General features: G+C 39.2%; 17 protein-coding genes. 7 read left to right on the forward strand and 10 right to left on the reverse strand.

The annotated features are described in order from the left end of the window. Nucleotides 1-10: 10 nt before the first annotated feature. The 3 genes from F2A31_RS03220 to F2A31_RS03230 form a co-directional block, all read right to left on the reverse strand. Nucleotides 11-460: a VOC family protein gene (locus tag F2A31_RS03220; RefSeq protein ID WP_150025144.1), complete on the reverse strand. Its 450-nt coding sequence runs from the start codon at nt 458-460 to the stop codon at nt 11-13. A gap of 125 nt (nt 461-585) precedes the next feature. Continuing rightward, entirely contained in the window at nt 586-1761 is a 1176-nt protein-coding gene (locus F2A31_RS03225; protein ID WP_150025145.1) for a thiolase family protein, read from the reverse strand. A 112-nt stretch (nt 1762-1873) separates the two neighbouring features. Continuing rightward, complete coding sequence (locus F2A31_RS03230) at nt 1874-2386, reverse strand: GspH/FimT family pseudopilin (protein ID WP_150025146.1); 513 nt, start codon at nt 2384-2386, stop codon at nt 1874-1876. A 390-nt stretch (nt 2387-2776) separates the two neighbouring features. On the opposite strand from F2A31_RS03230, the gene omp38 (F2A31_RS03235) reads away from it, so the two are divergent. Together omp38 (F2A31_RS03235) and omp38 (F2A31_RS03240) are read left to right on the forward strand one after the other, a co-directional pair. Beyond that, nucleotides 2777-3826, forward strand: a complete 1050-nt coding sequence (omp38, locus tag F2A31_RS03235) for an outer membrane protein Omp38 (RefSeq protein WP_150025147.1) — start codon at nt 2777-2779, stop codon at nt 3824-3826. Between the two features lie 431 nt (nt 3827-4257). After that, nucleotides 4258-5289 (forward strand): outer membrane protein Omp38, encoded by a 1032-nt coding sequence (gene omp38 / locus F2A31_RS03240; protein ID WP_150025148.1) that lies wholly within the window; start codon nt 4258-4260, stop codon nt 5287-5289. A gap of 117 nt (nt 5290-5406) precedes the next feature. Here omp38 (F2A31_RS03240) and F2A31_RS15755 read toward each other — a convergent pair whose 3' ends face one another. From F2A31_RS15755 to F2A31_RS03260, 5 genes are all read right to left on the reverse strand, one after another. After that, complete coding sequence (locus F2A31_RS15755; RefSeq protein ID WP_171490550.1) at nt 5407-5565, reverse strand: hypothetical protein; 159 nt, start codon at nt 5563-5565, stop codon at nt 5407-5409. A 4-nt stretch (nt 5566-5569) separates the two neighbouring features. After that, the gene (locus tag F2A31_RS03245) at nt 5570-6775 is read right to left on the reverse strand and encodes an RtcB family protein (protein ID WP_150025149.1); all 1206 of its coding nucleotides are present in this window, start codon (nt 6773-6775) and stop codon (nt 5570-5572) included. Nucleotides 6776-7025: 250 nt separating this feature from the next. After that, complete coding sequence (locus F2A31_RS03250) at nt 7026-8483, reverse strand: amino acid permease (RefSeq protein ID WP_150025150.1); 1458 nt, start codon at nt 8481-8483, stop codon at nt 7026-7028. A gap of 18 nt (nt 8484-8501) precedes the next feature. Further along, on the reverse strand, nt 8502-9518 hold the full coding sequence (locus F2A31_RS03255; protein ID WP_150025151.1) for a methyltransferase: 1017 nt from the start codon (nt 9516-9518) through the stop codon (nt 8502-8504). A gap of 61 nt (nt 9519-9579) precedes the next feature. After that, on the reverse strand, nt 9580-10938 hold the full coding sequence (locus F2A31_RS03260) for a uracil-xanthine permease family protein (protein ID WP_150025152.1): 1359 nt from the start codon (nt 10936-10938) through the stop codon (nt 9580-9582). A 176-nt stretch (nt 10939-11114) separates the two neighbouring features. Here F2A31_RS03260 and typA point away from each other — a divergent pair, with 176 nt between their 5' ends. The 4 genes from typA to F2A31_RS03280 all read left to right on the forward strand — a co-directional run bounded on the left by typA (nt 11115) and on the right by F2A31_RS03280 (nt 14511). Continuing rightward, the gene (gene typA, locus F2A31_RS03265; protein WP_150025153.1) at nt 11115-12950 is read left to right on the forward strand and encodes a translational GTPase TypA; all 1836 of its coding nucleotides are present in this window, start codon (nt 11115-11117) and stop codon (nt 12948-12950) included. 91 nt (nt 12951-13041) lie between these two features. Beyond that, complete coding sequence (locus F2A31_RS03270) at nt 13042-13470, forward strand: hypothetical protein (protein WP_150025154.1); 429 nt, start codon at nt 13042-13044, stop codon at nt 13468-13470. Between the two features lie 112 nt (nt 13471-13582). Continuing rightward, a complete protein-coding gene (gene mscL, locus F2A31_RS03275) occupies nt 13583-14017 on the forward strand; it encodes a large conductance mechanosensitive channel protein MscL (protein WP_150025155.1) in 435 nt (144 codons plus the stop codon). A gap of 158 nt (nt 14018-14175) precedes the next feature. Then, complete coding sequence (locus F2A31_RS03280) at nt 14176-14511, forward strand: gamma-glutamylcyclotransferase family protein (RefSeq protein ID WP_150025156.1); 336 nt, start codon at nt 14176-14178, stop codon at nt 14509-14511. A gap of 69 nt (nt 14512-14580) precedes the next feature. Here the strand turns inward: F2A31_RS03280 and F2A31_RS03285 are convergent, their stop codons facing one another. Both F2A31_RS03285 and mutM read right to left on the reverse strand, forming a co-directional pair. Continuing rightward, nucleotides 14581-14871: a peptidylprolyl isomerase gene (locus tag F2A31_RS03285; RefSeq protein WP_004640651.1), complete on the reverse strand. Its 291-nt coding sequence runs from the start codon at nt 14869-14871 to the stop codon at nt 14581-14583. Nucleotides 14872-14892: 21 nt separating this feature from the next. After that, nucleotides 14893-15714: a bifunctional DNA-formamidopyrimidine glycosylase/DNA-(apurinic or apyrimidinic site) lyase gene (gene mutM / locus F2A31_RS03290; protein WP_150025157.1), complete on the reverse strand. Its 822-nt coding sequence runs from the start codon at nt 15712-15714 to the stop codon at nt 14893-14895. Nucleotides 15715-15920: 206 nt separating this feature from the next. On the opposite strand from mutM, the gene F2A31_RS03295 reads away from it, so the two are divergent. Then, the gene (locus F2A31_RS03295) at nt 15921-18053 is read left to right on the forward strand and encodes a TonB-dependent receptor family protein (protein ID WP_215899259.1); all 2133 of its coding nucleotides are present in this window, start codon (nt 15921-15923) and stop codon (nt 18051-18053) included. The last annotated feature ends 17 nt before the right edge of the window (nt 18054-18070 follow it).

The raw sequence follows: 18070 nt of genomic DNA on the forward strand, positions 1-18070 counted from the left end.
TTCAGCTTTTTTATGCTTCAGTGGTAAGTTGACAGTTGATCATCCATTTAATACCAAACTGATCAGTAAATGCTCCGTATAGAGCACCCCAAAATGTTTGTTCTAATGGCATCTCTATTTGCCCATTTTGTGAAAGTGCGGCAAATAAACGTTTGGCTTCATCTATTTCATCTGCATCTAAATTAATTGAAATATAATGGTTGTTGCCTTGGATAAACACACTATTTGGAGTGCAAAATTGATCATTCACATCCGATGCCATGAGCACTGTAAATTCATTAATTGGTAATGAAACGTGAAGTACATAATTTTTCTCTGCTTCTGTAAGTGTTACGCCTTCTTCTGGAGGTAAGTCTCCATAACGACTTAACATTGAAAACTCGCCACCAAACACGGATTTATAAAAGTTGAATGCTTGTTCAGCTTGTCCTTGAAAATTTAAATAATGATTTAGTTGCATGGGAAGGTCCTTGTTCTTTTTTTACACAATATAAATTATCGGTATTTTAACGAATGGTGCATTATTTTTTGTAATTCTAAAAAAGAATCCTGCAAATGCAGGATTCTTAAGTGTAGATTTGAAGTTTAAATCAATTCAACAGCAACTGCGGTTGCTTCACCACCACCAATACACAGCGCTGCAACGCCTTTTTTACCACCTGTACGTTTAAGTGCATGGATTAATGTAAGAATGATACGTGAACCTGTAGAGCCTACTGGGTGACCGAGGGCACATGCACCACCATTAATATTTACTTTTTCAGCATCAAGTTTGAAGTCATCAATTGGACACATGGTTACCATTGCAAAAGCTTCGTTGATTTCCCATAAATCTACGTCTTGTGCATCCCACCCCGCTTTTTTCAACACTTTTTCAATTGCGCCAACTGGTGCAATAGTAAATTCTGATGGGTGTTGAGAGTTAGATGCTGTTGCAACGATTTTTGCCAAAGGCTGTAAGCCTCGTTGAGCTGCGACATCACTTGAAGTGAGTACAAGTGCAGAAGCACCATCAGAAATTGAACTTGCATTGGCAGCGGTAATTGTCCCATCTTTCGCAAATGCTGGTCTTAGGCTTGGAATTTTATCAATTTTAGCATTCAAAGGTTGTTCATCTTGGTCGACAACCACATCTCCTTTGCGAGTTGAAACAGTTACAGGAACAATTTCATCTTTAAAGTAACCTTCAGTAATCGCTTTTTGGGCACGTTGTAATGAGCGAATCGCAAAATCATCCATTTGTTGGCGGGTATAACCACGCGTATTTGCCATATCTTGTGCAAATGAACCCATTAAACGACCAGTTTCAGCATCTTCTAAACCGTCGAAGAACATATGATCTTTGATTTCGCCATGTCCCATGCGATAGCCAGCACGTGCTTTTGGTAATATATAAGGTGCATTGGTCATTGATTCCATGCCACCAGCAACTACGATCTCTGCACTACCTGCCTTGATCATATCAGTCGCTTGCATGACGGCTTTCATACCTGAACCGCATAGTTTATTGATGGTGACCGCGCCTGTTGAGTCTGGTAAACCTGCTTTACGCATTGCTTGGCGTGCTGGACCTTGTTTTAAGCCAGCAGGTAATACGCAACCCATGATAACTTCTTCTACATCTGTTGGTTGTAAACCAGAGCGAGCAATTGCTTCTTTAATTGTGATTGCACCTAATTCTGGTGCAGTAGCGCTAGATAATGCGCCTTGGAAGCCGCCCATTGCTGTACGAGCGCCGTTGACAATTACGATGTCAGTCATTATGTGTCTCCAGACTTTATAATTTGCAGGAAATGTTCAAAACCTATGCAGTATAGTAAAAAAAAGCAGTGAAGAAAGTGTTTTACATCGCTTAAGCTAGACTGAACAGTTCTTAGCAAGTCACTAAAGGTTCTGAAGTGAGGTGTCCCATTTGACTCAACTTTATTCGCGTATGGTATTTGGGAGAGTTTGAACAGTAGAAAAAGCTACCGTTTGATCCGCGAGGTAATCCTGTATCTCCTTGAAATGTAACTGAGTTTATTCGTAAGGTACCTCTCCATTCTAACTTGCCATGTTTGTAATTTAATGGCAGTGCATACAATAAGGTTTCCGACGGATCTCGTTGTCGATTGTTATTTGTATCTATGAAACTGATGATCCCTTGATTCCAGTTATTTCCACAAGTTTGTAAATCAGGACTTGCGCACACGGTCACATTTTTTTGATAGATTTGTGCGTCAGATTTGGATTTTTGTATGTGAATTGTGATGGTTTTTCTTAATTTTTTTGCTTCATTTGAGCTCATTAGATCATTGAAGTGAGGGATACTAAACGTAACTAAAATTGCCAAAATAGCCACACAAGTAATTAATTCACTGATTGTGAATCCTAAATTTTTAAACATTTTTTTACCTATATAATGTTTCTGTAATTTTTTTATTAACAAAGTGTTAAGTAAAGATCATATTTATTAAATTAAGTTTAGTATTTAGACAAACTAATGATTACTTCCTTCACTAAATGCTGCTAAAATTGAAGAAAGTGTACAATAAGCTATTCATTCTTTTACGCCGAATTAAAATTTACTGAACTACAACGGAAATTGTAAGAAAATTTGTCAATAATTTGCGAGGTTAAAGTTATCAAGCACTTGGAAATTTCATCAAGTGTTTGTATGATTCAAAGTGAAGTGAATAGCTTAAAAAAAATACTGTAGGGCAGACCCTGTTCGCAGTGGCCAAAAATCATAGGCTAAGCTTGAACAACAAACAATTGTTATCTCTGGAGGATATCCATGAAATTGAGTCGTATTGCACTTGCTATGCTTGTTGCTGCTCCTTTAGCTGCTGCTAACGCGGGCGTAACAATCACTCCATTATTGCTTGGTTACACATTCCAAGACACTAAACACAACAATGGTGATAAGCACTTAACTAACAGTGGTGAATTACAAGACGATTTATTCGTTGGTGCTGCTATTGGTGTTGAATTAACGCCTTGGTTAGGTTTCGAAGTTGAATATAACCAAGTTAAAGGTGATGTTGACAGCGCTGCTGCTAACTCTGAATATAAACAACAACAAGTCAACGGTAACTTCTATGTTACTTCTGATTTGATCACTAAAAACTATGACAGCAAAATCAAGCCATATGTATTGTTAGGTGCTGGTCATTACAAATATTCATTCACGGATGCTAACGAAGCACAATTGGGTCGTACTGGTCGTGGTTTGAAAGAAGAAGGTACTCTTGGTAATGCAGGTATCGGTGCTTTCTGGCGCTTAAACGATGCTTTATCTCTTCGTACAGAAGCTCGTGGTACTTATAACATCGATGAAGACTTCTGGAACTACACAGCACTTGCTGGTTTAAACGTTGTTCTTGGTGGTCACTTGAAGCCTGCTGCTCCAGTAGTAGAAGTTGCTCCAGTTGAACCAACTCCAGTTGCTCCACAACCACAAGAGTTAACTGAAGACCTTAACATGGAACTTCGTGTATTCTTTGATACGAACAAATCAGACATCAAGCCACAGTACAAGTCTGAAATTGCTAAAGTAGCAGAGAAGTTAGCTGAGTACCCGAATGCGACTGCTCGTATTGAAGGTCACACAGATAACACTGGTCCACGTGCCTTGAACGAACGTTTATCTTTAGCTCGTGCAAACTCTGTTAAATCAGCGCTTGTAAACGAATACAATGTAGATGCATCTCGTTTGTCTACTCAAGGTTTTGCTTGGGATCAACCGATTGCTGACAACAAAACTAAAGAAGGTCGTGCTATGAACCGTCGCGTATTCGCTGCGATTTCTGGTAGCCGTACTGTTCTTGTACAACCAGGTCAATAATTTCAAGTCATTGAAATGATCTAAAAAAGCGACTCAATTGAGTCGCTTTTTTTATAACTATAAAAATTATCTTGGATTGATATGAATAAGAATGAGAGCTCTTTAAGACTGAAAATTATGTTTTAATCTTGAATAAATTGTGTGAATTATTTAGTTCTATTGATAGGATTTAGAGATATTGTTAAGTTTTTGATTAAAAAGTGATAAACTCTCGAAGCTTTAATAGATATTGCTAAAATAGGTTTTTCTAGATTTTGGGGCGAGAAATAAGCCATTGTTAGTAGATTGTTAACTCAATACTTGTAAAATTAATCAGGTATTTTGTAATACTCTACAAAATAAGTAGCTAAAATGATGCGATAAGGCTATTTCTTTGTATTCAAAACTATTAAAGTTTACAGGGCAAACATTTTTGTTTTAGGAAGATATCCATGAAATTGAGTCGTATTGTACTTGCTATGCTTGTTGCTGCTCCTTTCGCTGCTGCGAACGCTGGTGTAACAGTAACCCCATTAATGCTTGGTTATACAATGTTTGATACTGAACATAACAACCGTGGTGATAAAGGTCAATTAACACCAAGTCCAGAACTTAAAGATGATTTATTTGTTGGTGCTGCTATCGGTGTCGAGTTAACTCCTTGGTTAGGTGCAGAGGTTGAGTATAGCCAAATCAAAGGTGATACAAGTACGAATAACGATTATAAAGGTCGTAATATCGCTGGTAATGCTTATGTAACTTCTGATTTGATCACTAAAAACTATGACAGCAAAATCAAGCCATATGTTTTAGCTGGTGCTGGTCATTATAAATACGAAGGTGATGACATTTATGGTGGTAAACAAGAAGGTACATTAGCGAATGCTGGTGGTGGTGTATTCTGGCGCTTAAACGATGCTTTATCTCTTCGTACAGAAGCTCGTGGTACTTATCATTTTGATGAAAAATTCTGGAACTACACAGCACTTGCTGGTTTAAACGTTGTTCTTGGTGGTCACTTGAAGCCAGCTGCGCCAGTAGTAGACGTTGCTCCAGTTGAACCAGCTCCAGTTGCTCCACAACCACAAGAGTTAACTGAAGACCTTAACATGGAACTTCGTGTATTCTTTGATACGAACAAATCAGACATCAAGCCACAATACAAGGCTGAGATCGCTAAAGTAGCAGAGAAGTTAGCTGAGTACCCGAATGCGACTGCTCGTATTGAAGGTCACACAGATAGCACTGGTCCACGTGCATTGAACGAGCGTTTATCTGTAGCTCGTGCAAACTCTGTTAAGTCAGCGCTTGTAAACGAATACAATGTAGATGCATCTCGTTTGTCTACTCAAGGTTTTGCTTGGGATCAACCGATTGCTGACAACAAAACTAAAGAAGGTCGTGCTATGAACCGTCGCGTATTCGCTGCGATTTCTGGTAGCCGTACTGTTCTTGTACAACCAGATCAACAAGAAGCTCAATAATTGAGTTTTTTGAATGAAAAAAGCGACTCAATATGAGTCGCTTTTTTATTGAGTGTTATGTTGTAAGTATTCATCTGTTTCTCCTTATTTTGGGTGATTTGATCAAAGCAGGCTAATTTACCAAATACCTTTATTCAACTGCTGTTTGGTCTGTTGGCGATTACGGCGGTGCTGTGCACGTGGTTTTTCAGTTTCGTGAACTCCTCCCTTTTTGAGTAATGGGGATATTGCAACGAGATTACGAACTTTGACTCTTGGCATATTTTTAAGTTTCATTTGATTATCCTTTAATACATAGAATTTGCTTCAGTGTGTGTACGACTTCAATTAAATCAGATTGATTGGCCATGACTTCGTCTATATCTTTGTAAGCGCTGGGAATTTCATCGATAACACCTAGGTCTTTACGACACTCAATACCTTGAGTTTGTTGAATGAGATCATCTTGGTTAAACAATAGCTTCGCTTTATTGCGACTCATTTTCCTTCCTGCGCCATGTGAACATGAACAAAAAGATTCAGGATTGGCTTTGCCCCTAACAATATAAGAGCGAGCGCCCATTGAACCAGGGATAATGCCGAATTCATCTTGACCTGCCCGAATTGCACCTTTACGTGTAATGAATAGTGTTTCACCAAAATGATTTTCCTGACTGATATAATTGTGATGACAATTGATCGCTTCTTTCGTCATTTGAAAGGGTGGTAGAAGAGGGCGGATTGCTTCTAGTATCAAACGCATCATTTCACGACGATTTTCAAAAGCATAGGTCTGTGCCCATTCCACAGCTTCAACATAATCATCAAAGCTATTTGAACCTTGAGCAAAATAGCTCAGGTCTTTGTCTGGTACATGTCCAAAACGATGTTGGGCTTCTTTCTTGGCAAGCTCAATAAAATAGGTGCCAATGACATTGCCTAAACCGCGACTGCCAGAATGGAGCATGACCCAGACATCCTGATTTTCATCAAGACAGAGCTCAATAAAGTGATTGCCTCCACCTAGTGTTCCCAGTTGTTTTTGCCATGTTGCATCAAACTTTCTTAGCATTCGAATTAAACCAGAATGCTTTTTGATAATCGGTTGCAAGCTTTTTTCCAATGGAATAATAGTTGAAGCTTTTGCTTTGACTTGTTTGTGTATCTCAAAACCTACAGGAACCTTGCGTTCAATCGCATGGCGTATGGGAGCAAGATTGTCAGGTAGTTGATCCGCTTTGAGGTTTAAGCGGATCGCATTCATGCCACAACCAATATCCACTCCAACAGCTGCAGGGATAATAGCTTGTTTTGTGGGTATGACGCTGCCAACGGTTGCACCTTTACCCACATGTACATCAGGCATCACCGCAATATGTGAATAAACAAATTGAAGTTGTGCCATTTTCTTGAGTTGTTCAATGCTTTCCTGATCAATATCGCGAGTGAATATTTTCACTGGAACGCCATATTGAGCATCTGCATTGAGTATTTTTTGTATGCCCATAATATTCTCTTTTATTTTATTTAGTATGTCCGAATAGGCATAAAAAAACCTAGCGAATGCTAGGTTAAGTAGACATTCGGACAAGTGAGGTTGGATTTGTCACTTGTCCGTGAGCCGACAACGTGCCAAATCTTAGTAAGTTGTTCCTGGTAAAGTTGGCATGCTGTCGTCCTCCTAAAAAATGTTGCCGTTAAAATATGAGCAGTGATTTTACTCATATTTAAATTTTGGTCAAGTTTTATTCTCTTGATTATTCACCAGGTTTAACATTCATCTCCTGATATGGGATTAACTTACTTTTGTGTTTCCATTTATAACCTAACCAAATTGCTAGGAATAATGGGATACTAATATACGTTGAAAGTAACCCTAACCAGTCAATTTTTCCGCCGAGTACAGCTTGATAGTTTTGTCCAAGAATAATGATAGAGCATAGAATAAATGCAAACCATGGTGCAAACGGGAAGAATTTGGCGCGATAAGCAAGATCTTCAAGACGATAACCTTGGGCTAAATAGCCTTTGCGGAAACGATAATGAGAAATTGCAATTCCAAGCCAAACAATAAAACCGCACATGCCAGACATATTGAGTAACCAGTTAAAAACTTGTTGCTCACCAATAAAAGTGGTTAAGAAGCATAATGCAGCGACTGCAGTGGTTGCATATAGGGCATTCATAGGAACGCCACGCGGGTCAAGTTTGGCAAACCATTTAGGTGCACGTCCTTGTTTGGCCATATCGAACAGCATGCGCGTTGATGAGTACATGCCTGAGTTACCCGCAGATAAAATTGCAGTTAAAATGACCGCATTCATAACACTAGCAGCAAAGGCAAAACCTGCTTTTTCATACAATAAAGTAAATGGTGACAGCGCAATGTCTTTACTTTCTGCTGCGTGTAATAGCAGTGGGTTGTCATAACTAATCAATGTACCAATAATGAAAATACATAAGATATAGAACAACAAGATACGCCAGAAAATCTGTTTAATTGCTATCGGAATTGTTTTCTTTGGATCCTTAGATTCACCTGCGGCAACCCCAACCATTTCTGTACCTTGGAATGAAAATCCTGCAATCATCGCAACGCCAATCATAGCTTGTAGACCACCAACAAATGGAGCATCACCTTTGGTCCAATTGCTAAAAGCGGAAACATCTGGTGTTAGCATGATTTTTACAATCATAAAAATACCAATGATGATAAAAATGACAATTGCTACAACTTTGGTCATTGAGAACCAGAATTCACTTTCACCAAAACCTTTTACTGTAAGTGCATTAATTCCGAATATCACCGCAAGGAAAATGGCACTCCAGTAAAATCCAGGGATATCGGGAAACCAAAATTTCATGATGAACTGTACCGCTACAAGTTCAAATGCAACTGTAATTGCCCAGTTGTACCAATAGTTCCAACCTAAAGCAAAACCGAATCCGCTTTCTACGTAACGGCTACCATAAGTAAAGAATGCACCTGATGTTGGTGTATGTGTTGCAAGTTCACCTAAACTGGTCATTAAAAAATAAATCATCAAACCAATTAAGGCATATGCTAATAACGCACCGCCTGGGCCTGCACTGGCAATGGTTGAACCTGAAGCTAGAAATAAGCCAGTGCCAATGGAGCCACCAATCGCAATCATATTGAGGTGGCGGGCACCAAGCTTACGCAGAAGCTGTTGGGGAGCAGCTGTATCGCTCATAAAAAATCCTTAAACAGTTTATTTCGTACAGGCGAATAACACCTTAAAACCTTGTTGATCTGCTTTCACCGTACATTCTCCAAAGCTTTGTTCAATCAATGGAGGATAATTTAAGAAACGATTCGCCACGATCCATAATTCACCTGAACGTTTTAGGTGTAATTTTGCTTGTTGGCATAATGTTTCACTAGCATCGTAATTCGTATGAATCCCTTGATGAAAAGGTGGGTTACTTACGATTGCATCTAGATCTTTTGGTGCATCAGCAAAACCCGTTACAGGCAGAAGATGTAAATGAGTCAAGTTCAGCCTATTACGTTGAAATGTCATCTCAGTCGACCGTAATGCAAATGCATCAACATCAAGTGCAAAAATTTGTTGATTGGGATTAAGCTTGGCTAAATAGGCACTAATAATGCCTGCCCCGCAACCAAAGTCGGCAATCTTACCCGATTTTACCTGTCGAAGGTAAGGGACTAATACAGCCGTTCCAGTATCTAAATGATCTTGACTAAACACACCTGGGAGGGCACATACCTCTAAGAGGTCGTGATTGACATCAACTGTGTAAGTTTTTACCCAGTGATCAAGTGATTTTAATTGTTCAGTTTTCTCGATTTGCATTTGCCATAACTGACAATGCCTCGCGCTATCTAATTTGAGTGTTTTTCCAAAGGCTTTTAATTGTTTGGCAGCCCGTTCAATGCCACCTTTTTTTTCACCGACCAGAAAGACATGCTGTTCAAGTTTTAGGTGGCTGACCACAACATGCAAAATATAATTCAGTAACTCTTTTGATTTAGGAACAAAAATAACAACCTGATCAAAGCTGGCTTGTGGAAACTCAACCGAAAAATGTGAGTGAATGCCAGTATTTTGAAAAGCCTGATGATCAGCATAATTCCAGGTCCATATTGAAGTTTGAACTTGGTCAGGCATATTTTGGGCAAGTTGATCATTTGGGGCATTGATCAATAACACATGCCCATTTAAATAATCTTGTTGACGTAAGATAACTTCGCTACGTGGATCCATATTGATCTCTCATCAAAACAAAACCCAGTGGTCAAACTGGGTGTTTGCTATAGTTGGATGATTATTTGTGAGTTTCAGGTAAAACAAGATTTAAAACTAATGCGGTAATACCGCCAGTTGCTACACCTGAACTAAAAATATTTTTGAATAACTCAGGTAAGTGCTCCAAAATCTGTGGTACTTGAGCAACACCTAAGCCAAGTGCTAGAGAAATCGCAATAATTAAAAGTGCGCGACGGTCTAAGTGGATTCCCGATAAGATATTAATCCCAGAGGCTGCAACTGCGCCGAACATAACCATTACAGCACCACCTAATACAGCTTGGGGTACGGCTTGGATTACTGCTGCAACAGCTGGAAATAAGCCTAAAAGGATCAGAAGTGCAGCAATCCATATACCAACATAACGACTTGCTACGCCAGTAAGTTGAATGACGCCATTATTTTGTGCAAAAACAGAACTTGGAAAGGTATTGAAAATACCAGCTAAAAAGGAGTTTGCTCCGTTCACTAATACTCCACCTTTGATACGCTGCATCCATATAGGACCGTCAACAGGCTGATTGGATATTTTGCTGGTTGCAGTGACATCACCAATCGCTTCTAGTGATGTCACTAGATAAATAAATGCCATTGGGATAAAAAGACTCCAAGAAAAGCTCAAGCCAAAATGCATTGGCGTAGGAATTTGAACCAGTGGAGTTTCATTTAGTGCTGAAAAATTAAGATGTCCCATGAAGCCAGCAAGGATATATCCAATAATTAAAGCAATTAAAATTGCTGAACTTTTCACCCAAATAATGCGAATACGGTTTAATAAAATAATGATACCGAGTACGGTACAAGACATGATTAGGTTGTCTGCATTGGCAAAGGTATTGTCTTGCATAGCAGTATACCCGCCACCCATGCTAATCAGTCCTTCTTTAATCAAAGTAAGACCAATTAAAAGTACAACAATGCCTGTAACCAAGGGGGTAATCAGTTTTTTCACCCAAGGTAGGATCCGTGAAACGCCCATTTCGATAAATGAGCCTGCGATAACAACACCGAAAATTGCGGCCATCACTTGTTCAACAGGCGTACCAGCGGCGACCATGGCGCTGCCAATACCAATGATAGGGCCAATAAAATTAAAGCTTGTACCTTGAACAATAAGAAGTCCTGCACCGAATGGTCCAACCTTTTTGCATTGTAGAAAGGTGGCAATTCCCGAGATAATTAATGACATTGAAAGAATCATGTTGGTATCTTCGCGAGATACGCCTAATGCCAAGCAAATTAATAAACCAGGGGTAACAATTGGAACCAGAATTGCTAAAAGATGTTGAAGTGCGGCTAAAAATGCAACAAAAGGTTTCGGACGATCATTAAGTCCATAGACTAGATCAAGCTGTTGTTCGGGTTGGGGGTTAGACATGGGAGTATATAAAAACAGGTAAGCATTAGTGGAATATTCTAATAGACTTAGCTTACTTTACCAACGATTCTGTAACGTTTCGTCAGAAAAAAAATCACATGTCAATAAACTGTCACTACTAAACTGTAGTATTTTTCTGTATAATTTGCCCTCAAATTTTAAGCGTTTCGAATTCTATGTCTGATATTAAGAATCTCCGCAATATCGCAATTATTGCGCACGTCGACCACGGTAAAACCACACTTGTCGATAAACTACTTCAACAATCTGGTGCACTCGGTGATCGAGCAGGCGAGATTGAGCGTGTCATGGACTCGAATGCGCTTGAAAGTGAACGTGGTATTACGATTTTAGCAAAAAACACAGCCATTACTTGGTTAGATAAGCGTACGGATACTACTTACCGTATCAATATCGTGGACACCCCGGGACACGCCGACTTCGGTGGTGAAGTGGAACGTGTAATGTCGATGGTTGACTGTGTATTGCTTCTTGTAGATTCACAAGAAGGCCCAATGCCGCAAACTCGTTTCGTAACGCAAAAAGCGTTCGCGCGTGGTTTAAAACCAATCGTGATTATCAATAAAGTAGACAAGCCAAGTGCACGTCCAGACTGGGTTATTGATCAAGTATTTGATTTGTTTGATAACTTGGGTGCAACTGACGAACAGTTAGACTTCCCAGTTGTTTATGCTTCTGGTCTTCGTGGTGTCGCTGGTCCATCGCCAGAAGAGTTGGCTGATGACATGACTCCATTGTTTGAAACGATTGTAGACATCGTTGAACCACCAGCAGTTGATGTTGATGGTCCATTCCAAATGCAGATTTCATCACTTGACTATAACAGCTTCGTTGGTGTTATCGGTGTTGGTCGTATTCAACGTGGTTCTGTAAAATTAAATACACCTGTTACTGTAATTGATAAAGAAGGCAATACACGTAACGGTCGTATCTTAAAAATCATGGGTTATCATGGTTTAGAGCGTATTGATGTTGAATCAGCATCTGCTGGTGATATCGTATGTATTACAGGTATTGATGCACTTAACATTTCTGACACGATCTGTGATCCGAAAAATGTTGAAGCATTGCCTGCATTGTCTGTAGACGAACCTACAGTATCTATGACTTTCCAAGTAAACAACTCTCCGTTTGCTGGTAAAGAAGGTAAGTTCGTAACTTCACGTAATATCCGTGAACGTCTTGATCGTGAATTAATTCATAACGTAGCTTTACGTGTTGAAGATACTGATAGTCCAGACCGTTTCAAAGTATCTGGTCGTGGTGAGCTTCACCTTTCAGTATTAATTGAAAACATGCGCCGTGAAGGTTTCGAAATGGGCGTTTCACGTCCACAAGTAATCATCAAAGAAATTGATGGTGAAAAACAAGAGCCTTACGAAAACGTAACTTTTGACGTTGAAGAACAGCATCAAGGCGCTGTCATGGAGCAAATGGGTCACCGTAAAGGTGAAATGACCAATATGGAAGTTGACGGTAAAGGCCGTATCCGTATTGAAGCAACTGTACCTTCACGTGGCTTGATTGGTTTCCGTTCTGAATTCTTAACGATGACTTCAGGTACAGGAATCATGACTTCAAGCTTTTCTCACTACGGTCCTGTAAAACAAGGTAGCGTAGCGAAGCGTCAAAACGGTGTGTTGATCTCTATGGTTCAAGGTACGTGCTTGGGCTATGCATTATTTAGCTTGCAAGACCGTGGTCGTTTATTTGCGAAACCACAGTTGGAAGTGTATGAAGGTATGATCGTGGGTATTAACTCTCGTTCTGATGATATGGTGGTAAACCCAACTAAAGCGAAGCAATTAACGAACGTTCGTGCATCAGGTACGGATGATGCGTTGACTTTAACCCCTGCAATCGAATACACGCTTGAACAGGCGCTTGAATTCATTGAAGATGATGAGTTGGTTGAAGTAACACCAAAATCAATTCGTATTCGTAAGCGTTACTTGACTGAAAATGAACGTAAACGTAACCGTGATAAATAATTTTTCCTAATTGAAAAATGGAAAACCGCTAATGTAAAATTGGCGGTTTTTTTATTACACTCTATGCTTGGCATTCTGCGGAAATAAATAAATGATTAGAAAACTAAGCTTGAAATTATTCTTATTGATTTGCCCATTGATTCTGATGGCTTGTACTTCAACCGTAAAAACATGGCAAAATACGCATCCAACGACACCATCACTTACAATAGAAAAAGGTGATCAGTTGAAAATAAAAGAAGAATTTTTTTTGACAAATTGTGAACAAGCAAAATCTACTTTGGGCGTATTATTTGGTGGTTCAGATTCAAAGTGCTTGTACTCACTTCAAGTACAGGTGGGAAATAGACCAAATCATACTGTTATTCCTAAAGATACGATTTTTACTGTACGGAAGATTAAGAAAATTTATGATTATGACCGTATGTATACAATCTTATATGTTCGTTCATCGGCTTGGAAAGGTGTGGCAATTCTACGGGCAGGTTCACATCTGACTGAGAAGGTAGAAAAGCTGTAACAGTAAATAGCAGTCATTGATCTTGGTGTTTTGGGAAATATGAATAGACCCTTCGATTTTTCTATCATAGAAAAATTTAAACATTGTGCTACATAGAATTGAGGAATTTATTGTGAGTATTATTCAAGAATTTAAAGAGTTTGCTGTCAAAGGCAATGTTATGGATCTCGCGATTGGTGTGATCATTGGTGGTGCTTTTGGCAAAATCATTGACTCTATGGTTAAAGATCTCCTTATGCCAATTATTTCATGGATCTTGGGTGGTGATGTGGATTACACCAACTGGTTTGTTGTACTGGGTGATAATCCAAATAATTTAAGTAATTTAGCCGCAGCACAAGAAGCGGGCTTAAATGTATTTGCCTATGGTAACTTTATTACAGTATTGATTAATTTCTTATTATTGGCTTGGGTGGTGTTCTTATTAGTGAAGGTGATGAATCGTTTACGTAAGCAAGAAGAAGCTGCACCAGCAGAGCCGGCGCCAACGCCAGAAGATGTTCAATTATTGCGTGAAATTCGTGATGAGTTGAAAAAACAAGGATAAATATTCGTAATACCGAAACGGCATCAGAGTATGCCGTTTTTTTATAGCTAATCAATCGGTCATATTAGTACATTCATATTTTTTATGCCTTTCATCTACATAGAAAAATTCTAAATTTCATTCTAAGATACAGCAAATATGATAGGGGGCGTGGAGAAATGAATCGTCTTTTTGTTTATGGAACCCTGTGTCCAAATCGAGAAAATGCCCATATTCTGGGGGCGATTGAGGGGACTTGGCAGCAAGCACATGTGCATGGAACTGTTCATGTTTTAGATTGGGGGCCAGATAAAGGATTGCCAGCGATCATCCTTAACTCACAAGACCCTTTGGTTGAGGGGTACTTATTTAGTTCTGAAAAATTAGATGAGAATTGGCAAATGCTAGATGATTTTGAAGGATTTCAATATCAACGTGTACAGACAGAGGTGATTCTGACTTCAGGTGAGCGTATAGATGCGTGGACGTATGTGATGAAACCAAAGCAAAACTAATTTGCTGACATATTGAGTTGATCTTTATAAGTTGAATGAGCTTAAAATAAGATTTAAGCTCATCTTGGATTATCTTAGTCCATCCATCCGAAACTTAATTTCTAACAAGTGGAAACCGAATTGGCTTTTGATTGGACCGTGTAAGACACGTTCCGCAGCACTAAAAACCAGTTTGTCTATCACAGGAACGAGTTGCCCTTTTTTGACTTCGCCGAGTTCACCACCGCGTTTGGCTGAATTACAGGTCGAATATTGCTTTGCAATTTTTGAAAAATCAGCACCAGATTGGATGCGTTTTTTCAATTGTTCAGCCATGTCTTTATCTTTTACTAAGATATGTCGAACAATAGCAGTTTTCATGCGTTGTTCTCCTTTTTAAAACTATGCTTTTTTCAGTTTCAATGGTTGGCATTGTGGGCAAAATACACTTGCTCGTTGACCGAGTTTTAGATTCTCTAATGTGGTCTCACAGTTAACACACATCTCACCAGCTCGACCATAAGCCAATAGGGTTTGTTGGAAATACCCATTTTCACCCATTGCATTGCTATAATCACGCAAAGTGGAACCACCTAAATCAATTGCTTGCTTCAAGATTCGTTTAACCTCTATGACAAGCTTCTCGATCTGCATTTGAGTTAACGTTGAAGCCGGCTGTGCAGGATGAATGCCTATATTGAATAAGCTTTCAGTTGCATAAATATTACCAACACCAACCACCACATGATTATCCATTAAAGCAATTTTAATGCCGACATTCTTTTTCTGTAATTTTTCTAAAAGGTACGCAGCGTTAAAATCCTCACTGAGTGGCTCCGGTCCAAGTGTGTCAATCAGTTTACTTTTGCTTGCCTGATCTAGCCAAAGAATGCATCCAAAACGCCGAGGATCATGATAGCGAAGTTGCTGATCTTCAAAGTCAATGATGAGGTGATCATGCTTTCGCAATTCATCATTCGGCTCACATAACCGAAAGCTCCCGGACATACCGAGGTGCCATAACATCTGATCTTGTTCAAATTCAGCCAATATATATTTAGAGCGACGTTGAAGTGACATTAGGTGCTGTCCAACTAGCTTTTCAATATCATTGGGAATTGGCCAACGGAGACTGGCATTCAACACCTTAACCGATTGAACACGTTGTGTGACTAGCGGCAATAGACTGGTTTTCGTAGTTTCAACTTCAGGAAGTTCAGGCATAAAAAGCTCAAGTTGTTTCAACAACAATACAATGAGGGTAAATGTTTAACTTACAATTATGAGGGTATTTAATTTTATTTTCCAATCCAGATCGATAACGGTATTGCTTGTTTGGGTTAAAGTTAAATCGGTAAGATAAATATAAAATTAATTAAATGCTTACTTTTAAAAGTCTTTTTTGTATTGTTGAGAAATAAGGAATCTTCATGCCTTCAATGAAAATTAACCTTTTATACGGTTGCATCGCGATGTGTATGGGGCTTGGTTGCACCGCAGTTTGGGCTGCAGAATCTGATTCAAAGTATATTGTACAGCTTCCAACCATTACTGTTGAAGCAACTCGTATGAATACAGACTATTTACATACGCCAGCATCCGTCTTTCGGGTGGATACATCTGATCAACAGCAATCCGCTCAAGTTAATTTAACAGAATTGGTAAAAGGTGTACCGAGTCTGCAATTGAATAATCGTGAGAATTACGCACAAGATTTACAGTTATCTATGCGTGGTTTTGGTGCGCGCTCTACTTTTGGGGTGCGAGGGATTCGTCTTTATGTTGATGGTATTCCTGCGACGATGCCTGATGGGCAAGGTCAAACCTCAAATATTGATTTAGGTAGCTTAAGTCATCTTGAAGTCTTAACTGGACCATTTTCTTCACTCTATGGAAACTCTTCTGGAGGGACGTTGTTAACCACAACCAAAGAAGGTCAAGGCAAGGATTCAATTGAATTAAATTATACTGGTGGTAGTCATGATAAAAATCGTGCGGGTATCATTTTGCAAGGTGGTGCCAAAAATCAAAATGAACCAAGCTATATCATTAGTTCATCTTACTTTGATACAAATGGCTACCGACAACACAGTGATGCAGATAAAGTTCAAAATAATGCCAAGCTAACTTGGAATTTGGAAGATGGCTCCAAAGTGAACTGGATAACCAATTACGTCAAAATCAATGCCAATGACCCACAAGGTCTAACTCGCGAACAATGGCGTGAAAATCCACGACAACAAGTTCCCTTTCTCAAGCAGTTTGATGTGCGTAAGGATATAGAACAGATTCAAACTGGGGTAACTTGGTCAAAACCAATTAATGAGCAAAATGAGCTTTATATGATGGGGTATTGGGGGAATCGCCAAGTCACGCAATATCAATCCATTCCAAAATCTACTCAAGAAAATCCGAGACATGCAGGTGGTGTAATTGACTTTGAGCGCAACTATTATGGTGCTGACTTCCGTTGGACAGGCAAGGAGCTATTGCCAAATACAATAGTGAGTTTCGGTGTAGCGCTTGATGCAATGGACGAAGATCGTAAAGGGTATGAAAATTTTAATTTAGTAAACGGTCAACCCTCTTATGGTGTTAAAGGCAAATTGCGCCGTGATGAAGATAACACCTTGTGGAATATTGACCCATATTTACAAGCTTCTTGGCAGTTCTTACCGACATGGAGATTAGATACTGGGGTACGTTATAGCAATGTACACTACAAATCCAAGGATCATTTCATTGTTGGGGTCAATGGGGACGATAGTGGCAAAACAGATTATTCTAAGTTACTTCCGTCGGTTGCGTTAAGCTGGCAAGTCTTTCCAGAGTTATTGACCTATGTGAGTTACGCTAAGGGTTTTGAAACGCCAACATTTACTGAAATGGCATATCGTCCTGATGGATCAGGTGGATTTAATTTTGATCTAGAAGCATCAAGTAGTGATACGTATGAATTTGGCTTAAAGTCACAAAATATGTTGGGTGATTTTACGCTGGCTGTATTTCAGACTAAGACTAAAGATGACATTGTTTCGGCTGGTGCAAAAGATGGACGCAATACTTTCCGCAATGCTGATAAAACTTTACGTGAAGGTGTAGAGTTAACATGGAATAAAGCACTATGGCGTGATTTGATTGCAAATGCTAGTTATGCATATTTAGATGCGACTTTTGAATCGGATGTGCCTGCGATTGGTTCAGTTTCCAAAATCGAATCTGGTAATCTGATTCCAGGGATCGCAAAACAACGAGCTTATGCTTCATTGGCATGGAAACCTAAAGCTGGATTATATGGTGGAGTAGATGCTCAATATAGTGACAAAATATATGTCAATGATATTAATACTGAAGTAGCGCCAAGTTACACCACCATTTCTGCTTATACTGGCTATGTATGGAATGTGAGTGACTGGCGTGTAAATACTTATGCACGTATTGATAATATGTTGGATAAAAACTATATCGGTTCAGTGATCGTAAATGATGGTAATGGGCGTTTCTATGAACCAGCAGATGGGCGTAACTGGAGTGCGGGTTTTTCTGTAACTAAGCAATTCTAACGATATGAATCACCAAA

The organism is Acinetobacter suaedae, assembly GCF_008630915.1.
Classification (GTDB): Bacteria; Pseudomonadota; Gammaproteobacteria; order Pseudomonadales; family Moraxellaceae; genus Acinetobacter; species Acinetobacter suaedae.

Coding starts and splice junctions, on each gene's coding strand:
- F2A31_RS03220 (WP_150025144.1), bottom strand. CDS start 460: ATGCAACTAAATCATTATTTAAATTTTCAAGGACAAGCTGAACAAGCA.
- F2A31_RS03225 (WP_150025145.1), bottom strand. CDS start 1,761: ATGACTGACATCGTAATTGTCAACGGCGCTCGTACAGCAATGGGCGGC.
- F2A31_RS03230 (WP_150025146.1), bottom strand. CDS start 2,386: ATGTTTAAAAATTTAGGATTCACAATCAGTGAATTAATTACTTGTGTG.
- omp38 (WP_150025147.1), top strand. CDS start 2,777: ATGAAATTGAGTCGTATTGCACTTGCTATGCTTGTTGCTGCTCCTTTA.
- omp38 (WP_150025148.1), top strand. CDS start 4,258: ATGAAATTGAGTCGTATTGTACTTGCTATGCTTGTTGCTGCTCCTTTC.
- F2A31_RS15755 (WP_171490550.1), bottom strand. CDS start 5,565: ATGAAACTTAAAAATATGCCAAGAGTCAAAGTTCGTAATCTCGTTGCA.
- F2A31_RS03245 (WP_150025149.1), bottom strand. CDS start 6,775: ATGGGCATACAAAAAATACTCAATGCAGATGCTCAATATGGCGTTCCA.
- F2A31_RS03250 (WP_150025150.1), bottom strand. CDS start 8,483: ATGAGCGATACAGCTGCTCCCCAACAGCTTCTGCGTAAGCTTGGTGCC.
- F2A31_RS03255 (WP_150025151.1), bottom strand. CDS start 9,518: ATGGATCCACGTAGCGAAGTTATCTTACGTCAACAAGATTATTTAAAT.
- F2A31_RS03260 (WP_150025152.1), bottom strand. CDS start 10,938: ATGTCTAACCCCCAACCCGAACAACAGCTTGATCTAGTCTATGGACTT.
- typA (WP_150025153.1), top strand. CDS start 11,115: ATGTCTGATATTAAGAATCTCCGCAATATCGCAATTATTGCGCACGTC.
- F2A31_RS03270 (WP_150025154.1), top strand. CDS start 13,042: ATGATTAGAAAACTAAGCTTGAAATTATTCTTATTGATTTGCCCATTG.
- F2A31_RS03280 (WP_150025156.1), top strand. CDS start 14,176: ATGAATCGTCTTTTTGTTTATGGAACCCTGTGTCCAAATCGAGAAAAT.
- F2A31_RS03285 (WP_004640651.1), bottom strand. CDS start 14,871: ATGAAAACTGCTATTGTTCGACATATCTTAGTAAAAGATAAAGACATG.
- mutM (WP_150025157.1), bottom strand. CDS start 15,714: ATGCCTGAACTTCCTGAAGTTGAAACTACGAAAACCAGTCTATTGCCG.
- F2A31_RS03295 (WP_215899259.1), top strand. CDS start 15,921: ATGCCTTCAATGAAAATTAACCTTTTATACGGTTGCATCGCGATGTGT.